This is a genomic window from Thiomonas sp. (assembly GCF_054608695.1).
The window spans coordinates 22,562-29,142 of the sequence record NZ_JBTRXV010000050.1; the positions used below are offsets into that span (position 1 = coordinate 22,562).

A 6,581-nucleotide genomic window follows, 5' to 3' on the forward strand; every position below is an offset into this window, starting at 1 on the left:
ATTCTTTTTCACGATCGGAATTCCCATGACAGCCGTAGAAACCCTGGACAAACTGCAACGCCGCATCACCGTTTCGGTGCCCAAGACCGAACTGCAGAGCGAAGTTCTGGCCCGTCTGAAAAACCTGGCTCGTACCGCACGCGTGTCCGGCTTTCGCCCTGGCAAGGTGCCGCTGTCGGTGATGCAAAAGCGCTACGGCCCATCGGTCGAGGCCGAAGTGCTGCAAGACAAGGTGGGCAATGTGTTCTACGAAGCCGTGAATGCCGCGCATGTGCGCGTGGCCGGCATGCCCGCATTCACCCCGCACGAGGCGACTGACGCTGCCGAGGCGATTGCTTTCGACGCCGTGTTCGAGGTTTATCCCGATGTGGCCCTGGGCGATCTGAGCAGTCTGGAACTGGAGCGCATCACCAGCAGCGTGGACGAACCCGCCATCGACAAGACGATGGAAATCCTGCGCAAGCAACGCCGCACGTTCCAGGCCCGCGACGAGGCCGACAACGCGGCACGCGACGGCGACCAACTCACCGTGAACTTCATCGGCAAGCTCGACGACGTGGCGTTCCCCGGTGGCAGCGCCGACGACTTCCAGTTCGTGCTGGGTGAAGGTCGCATGTTGCCCGAGTTCGAAACCGCAGCGCGTGGCCAGAAGCCCGGCTCCACGGTCAGCTTCGACCTGCATTTCCCGGAGGACTACCAAGGCCGCGAAGTGGCCGGCAAGACCGCGCAGTTCTCGCTCACCGTGACACGGGTGGAAGCCCCGCAACTGCCCGAGCTGAATGCCGACTTCGCCAAAGCCTTGGGCGTGGCCGACGGCGACATGCAGAAGCTGCGTGACGACATTCGCAAAAACCTGGAGCGCGAAATTGCCACCCGTCTGGCTGCGCGCAACAAGCAGGCGGCGATGGAAGGCTTGCTCAAGGTCAACAGCGTCGATCTGCCGGCCAGCATCGTGAGCAAGGAAATCGAGCAACTCGTGCAATCGGCCCGCCAGGACCTGCAATCGCGTGGCATGAAAGATGTTGAGAAACTGCCGTTGTCACCCGACCTGTTCCGCGAACAGGCCGAGCGCCGCGTGCGCTTGGGGCTGATCGTGGCCGAACTGGTGAAAGAGCATGAACTGCATGCCAAGCCCGAGCAGGTGCGCGCGCATGTCGAGTCGCTCGCGTCCAGCTACGAAACTCCCCAGGACGTGTTGCGCTGGTACTACGGTGACCCGCAGCGTTTGTCCGAGGTCGAATCCATCGTGATTGAACACAATGTGGCCGATTTCGTCTTCTCCCGGGCGAAGACCACCGACAAGACTCTGAGCTTCGATGAGGTGATGCAGACGCAAGCCGCCTGAGGCAGGCATCCGAGGGGCCGCCCGCCTGCCGTTTGCACGGTGGCCGGGCGGCTTTTTCATGGGGATGTCATGCCTGTGTGGCAGGTTTTCGTGGCAGGGTTCCAAGCATGGTCGGTGCCATGCTAACCTTGCCTCATTCCATTGAAATGCAGATCCATGAGCGCTATCGAAACCCAAAATCTCGGCATGGTTCCCATCGTCATCGAGCAGAGCGGACGGGGTGAACGTGCCTATGACATCTACTCGCGCCTGCTGCGCGAACGGGTGATTTTTCTGGTCGGCCCGGTCAACGACCAGACCGCCAATCTTGTCGTTGCGCAATTGCTGTTTCTGGAGTCGGAAAATCCCGACAAGGACATCTCGCTCTACATCAACTCGCCCGGCGGCTCGGTCTCGGCTGGCCTGGCCATCTACGACACCATGCAGTTCATCAAGCCCGATGTCTCCACGCTGTGCACCGGCATTGCTGCCAGCATGGGCGCCTTCCTGATGGCGGCCGGTGCCAAGGGCAAGCGCTACTCCCTGCCCAATTCCCGCGTGATGATTCACCAGCCCTCGGGTGGCGCGCAGGGGCAGGCCACCGACATCGAAATTCAGGCGCGCGAAATTCTCTACCTGCGCGAGCGGCTCAACGCCATTCTGGCCGAGCGCACCGGGCAGCCGCTGGAGAAAATCGCGCAGGACTCCGAACGCGACTTTTTCATGTCCGCCGAGCAGGCCAAGGACTATGGGCTGCTCGACGAAGTCATTGCCAAGCGCAGCTAAGACGCCCGTTTCAAGGCGCGTCATTCCCCCAGTCTTTCAAGCAACCGGCCATGGCTGACAAGAAAACCCCCGCAGGCGAGAAGATTCTGTACTGTTCCTTTTGCGGCAAAAGCCAGCATGAGGTGAAAAAGCTCATTGCGGGTCCTTCGGTCTTCATCTGCGATGAATGCATCGACCTGTGCAACGAGATCATCCGCGACGAGGCCGTCGCGTCAGACAAGGCCGAGCGCCTGGCCAAGTCCGACTTGCCCATTCCGCAGGAAATCAAGGACATTCTCGACCAGTACGTCATTGGCCAGGAATCGGCCAAGCGCACCCTTTCGGTGGCTGTCTACAACCACTACAAGCGTCTGCAACACGCGGCCAAGCCGGGCGAAGTGGAACTGGCCAAGAGCAATATCCTGCTCATCGGCCCCACCGGCTCGGGCAAGACCCTGCTGGCGCAGACCCTGGCGAGGGTGCTCAACGTGCCCTTCGTCATTGCCGACGCCACCACGCTGACCGAAGCCGGCTATGTGGGCGAGGACGTCGAGAACATCATTCAGAAGCTGCTGCAGAGTTGCAACTACGAGATCGAGAAGGCGCAGCGCGGCATCGTCTACATCGACGAGATCGACAAGATTTCGCGTAAATCGGAAAACCCATCCATCACCCGCGATGTGTCGGGAGAAGGCGTGCAGCAGGCGCTGCTCAAACTCATCGAGGGCACCATGGCTTCGGTGCCGCCGCAGGGCGGGCGCAAGCATCCGAACCAGGACTTCATCCAGGTCGACACCACCAATATTCTGTTCATTTGCGGCGGGGCTTTCGACGGTTTGGAGAAAATCATCCAGAACCGCTCGGAAAAGTCCGGCATCGGCTTTTCCGCCACGGTGCGCACCAAGTCGCAGCAAAGCGTGTCGGAAGCCTTCCGTCAAATCGAACCTGAGGATCTCATCAAGTTCGGTCTGATTCCCGAGTTGGTGGGCCGTTTGCCGGTTGCGGCCACGCTGTCCGAACTCGATGAGGCAGCACTGGTGCAAATCCTGACGGAGCCGCGCAACGCCCTGGTCAAGCAATACCAGAAGTTGTTCGAGATGGATGGGGTCAAGCTGGAATTCCGCCCATCAGCGCTTTCAGCCATTGCCCACAAGGCCCTGCAGCGTCGTACCGGCGCGCGCGGGCTGCGCTCCATCGTCGAGCAGTCCCTGCTGGAAACCATGTTCGAGATTCCCAATCTGAAGGGTGTCACCAGCGTCATGGTGGATGAAAACACCATCAATACCGCCGGAAAGCCGCTCTTGACCTACCAAGACCCTCCCAAGGCTGCGGGAGCCTGAAGCCTTTCCCGCCAGAGCACGCGGGTTGCCTTGTAATCCGGGCTTGATGCCCCATTTGCAGTTCATTCCATTCAAGGGTGCTCCCCATGGCCGAATCCCAAATTCCCGTTTCCCAGGCCGACGTCCAGGCCACATCCGCAGTGCCACTTTTGCCTTTGCGAGACGTGGTCGTGTTCCCGCATATGGTCATCCCGCTGTTCGTGGGCCGGCCCAAGTCCATCAAGGCCTTGGAGTCTGCCATGGAGAGCGGCAAGCAAATCATGCTGGTCGCGCAAAAAACGGCGGCCAAAGATGAACCCAAGCCCGAGGACCTGTTCGACATGGGCTGCATGTCCAGCATCCTGCAAATGCTCAAGCTGCCCGACGGCACGGTGAAGGTGCTGGTGGAGGGAGTGCAGCGCGCCAAGGCTAGCCAGGTCGAGGACAACGGCGACTTTTTCATCTGTGAAGTCGAGTTGGTCGAGGCTGCTTCCGAAGTCTCGGCCGAGTCCGAGGCGTTGCGTCGTGCCGTGGTCACGCAGTTCGACCAATACGTCAAGCTGAACAAGAAAATCCCGCCGGAAATTCTCACATCCATTTCCGGTATCGACGATCCCGGTCGTCTGGCCGACACCATCGCGGCCCACCTGCCGCTCAAGCTCGAGCACAAGCAACAGGTGCTGGAGTTTGCCGATATTCACGCCCGCCTGGAGAATCTGCTGGAGCAGCTCGAGCGCGAGGTCGACATTCTGCAAGTTGAAAAACGTATCCGTGGCCGCGTCAAGCGTCAGATGGAGAAAAGCCAGCGTGAGTACTACTTGAACGAGCAGGTCAAGGCCATCCAGAAGGAGCTCGGCGAGGGCGAAGAAGGCGCCGATATCGAGGAGCTGGAGAAGAAGATCAAGGCCGCGCACATGCCCAAGGAAGCGCGTAAGAAGGCCGACGCCGAGTTGAAGAAGTTGAAACTCATGTCGCCCATGTCGGCCGAGGCCACCGTGGTGCGCAACTACCTCGACGTGCTGGTCAATCTGCCATGGGCGAAGAAATCCAAGATCAAGCACGATCTTGCCTTCGCCGAGCAGGTGCTGGACGAGGACCACTATGGTCTGGAGCGCGTCAAGGAACGCATCCTGGAATACCTCGCCGTGCAGCAGCGCGTGGAGAAGGTCAAGGCGCCCATCCTCTGCCTCGTCGGCCCGCCCGGGGTTGGCAAGACCTCGCTCGGACAGTCGGTGGCCCGCGCCACGGGCCGCAAGTTCGTGCGCATGGCCCTGGGCGGCGTGCGCGACGAAGCCGAGATCCGCGGCCATCGCCGCACCTACATCGGCTCGATGCCTGGCAAGATCCTGCAAAGCCTGAACAAGGTGGGCGTGCGCAACCCGCTGTTCCTGCTTGACGAGGTGGACAAACTCGGCATGGACTTCCGCGGCGACCCGTCTTCAGCCCTGCTGGAGGTGCTTGACCCTGAGCAGAACCACACGTTCAGCGACCATTATGTCGAGGTCGATTTCGACCTGTCGGACGTGATGTTCGTCGCCACCAGCAATTCGCTCAACATTCCGCCGGCTCTGCTCGACCGCATGGAGGTCATCCGCCTGTCGGGTTATACCGAGGATGAGAAGGTCAACATCGCCCAGCGCTATCTGTTGCCCAAGCAGATGAAGAACAACGGCGTCAAAGACAACGAGCTGGACGTGACGGGAGACGCCATTCGCGGCATCGTGCGCTACTACACCCGCGAGGCCGGCGTGCGTTCCTTGGAGCGCGAAATCTCCAAGATCTGCCGCAAGGCCGTGAAGGGGCAGGTGCTGAAGAAGTACGACGGCAAGGTGACCGTCACGGCTGACAATTTGAATGACTTCCTGTCGGTGCGGCGCTTCAATTTCGGCCTTGCAGGGCGTGAGAATCAGGTCGGCCAGGTCGTCGGATTGGCATGGACCGAGGTCGGCGGCGAGTTGCTCACCGTCGAAGCCACGAAAATGCCTGGCAAGGGCGTGATCACGCGTACTGGATCGCTCGGCGACGTGATGAAGGAGTCGGTGGAGGCTGCGCGTACGGTAGTACGCGTTCGCGCCAAGCGCCTGGGTATCAAGGACGAGGCTTTCGAGAAGAGCGATCTTCACGTTCACGTTCCTGAAGGGGCGACGCCGAAGGATGGTCCAAGCGCCGGCGTGGCCATGACCACAGCCATCGTCTCGGCGCTCACCGGCATTCCGGTGCGTGCCGATGTGGCGATGACCGGGGAAATCACGCTGCGCGGCGAGGTGCTTGAAATTGGCGGCTTGAAGGAAAAACTGCTGGCGGCGCATCGAGGGGGCATCAAGACTGTGCTGATTCCCGAGGAAAACGTGAAAGACCTGCAGGAGTTCCCGGAGAACATCAAGAACAGCCTGGAGATCATTCCCGTCAAATGGATTGACAAAGTGCTGGAGCTAGCCTTGGAGCGTGCACCCCAACCATTGCCGGAGGAGCCACCTGCAGTTTCGGCCCCAGCGCCGGCAGCGACCAATGTCGAGCCAGTGACCGCAGTCGACGGGACAATGCGACATTGAGTTGGCGTGCGCAGAGGCCAACCATATGGCTAATTTTTGCACCCAAAGCCTTGCGCCAAGCTATGGGAATGGTTTATGATTTTAGTCTTTGCTTTTTGGGGGTATAGCTCAGCTGGGAGAGCGCTTGCATGGCATGCAAGAGGTCAGCGGTTCGATCCCGCTTACCTCCACCAATAAGGCAATCAGCAGTAGGTCATGACCAGTCCTGTCCCCTTCGTCTAGAGGCCTAGGACACCGCCCTTTCACGGCGATAACAGGGGTTCGAATCCCCTAGGGGACGCCAGCTTCAAGCCTGCATGGGGTTTAATCTGGCAGCACAGGCCCGGCAAGTCCGATTCCGGGCTTATCTCGATTCGATTCAACAGGCCGCCCAGTGCGGCCTTGATTTTTTCTGCGCTACCCGATTCGATGCTGGTGCTCATGCCGTCGAAAAGCGTGTCAAGCAACGCAACTAGCAACTACATCGTTCTCGGTGATCGCCATGGCGCTTGCGTGGGTTCCAGCCCTGGATTGCAGTTCGTCCAACTCTCGCACCAACTCTGCGCGCTCGGCTTCCGCTTGCTCGATACTCCTTGCATATGCTTGCGCCGTGGTCTGATCAGCCGCATCCATCTGTAAGTC

5 protein-coding genes and 2 tRNA genes are annotated in these 6,581 nt (G+C 60.1%); 6 read left to right on the top strand and 1 reads right to left on the bottom strand.

Annotation, left to right across the window (positions count from 1 at the left end):
- The first annotated feature begins 25 nt into the window (after positions 1–25).
- The 6 genes from tig (at position 26) to ACYCUK_RS15335 (ending at position 6,243) form a co-directional block, all read left to right on the top strand.
- The gene (gene tig, locus ACYCUK_RS15310) at positions 26–1,345 is read left to right on the top strand and encodes a trigger factor (RefSeq protein ID WP_461595566.1); all 1,320 of its coding nucleotides are present in this window, start codon (positions 26–28) and stop codon (positions 1,343–1,345) included.
- 156 nt (positions 1,346–1,501) lie between these two features.
- Positions 1,502–2,110 carry an ATP-dependent Clp endopeptidase proteolytic subunit ClpP gene (gene clpP, locus ACYCUK_RS15315; protein ID WP_112486066.1) on the top strand — a complete coding sequence of 203 codons (609 nt, stop codon included), beginning with the start codon at positions 1,502–1,504 and terminating at the stop codon, positions 2,108–2,110.
- 50 nt (positions 2,111–2,160) lie between these two features.
- A complete protein-coding gene (gene clpX / locus ACYCUK_RS15320; RefSeq protein WP_112486067.1) occupies positions 2,161–3,429 on the top strand; it encodes an ATP-dependent Clp protease ATP-binding subunit ClpX in 1,269 nt (422 codons plus the stop codon).
- Positions 3,430–3,515: 86 nt separating this feature from the next.
- On the top strand, positions 3,516–5,960 hold the full coding sequence (gene lon / locus ACYCUK_RS15325; protein ID WP_461595567.1) for an endopeptidase La: 2,445 nt from the start codon (positions 3,516–3,518) through the stop codon (positions 5,958–5,960).
- A 97-nt stretch (positions 5,961–6,057) separates the two neighbouring features.
- Positions 6,058–6,133, top strand: a tRNA-Ala gene (locus tag ACYCUK_RS15330).
- 34 nt (positions 6,134–6,167) lie between these two features.
- Positions 6,168–6,243 (top strand) — tRNA-Glu (locus tag ACYCUK_RS15335).
- Between the two features lie 155 nt (positions 6,244–6,398).
- Here the strand turns inward: ACYCUK_RS15335 and ACYCUK_RS15340 are convergent.
- Positions 6,399–6,581: hypothetical protein (locus ACYCUK_RS15340; RefSeq protein WP_461595568.1), on the bottom strand; the 183-nt coding region annotated here is incomplete at its 5' end.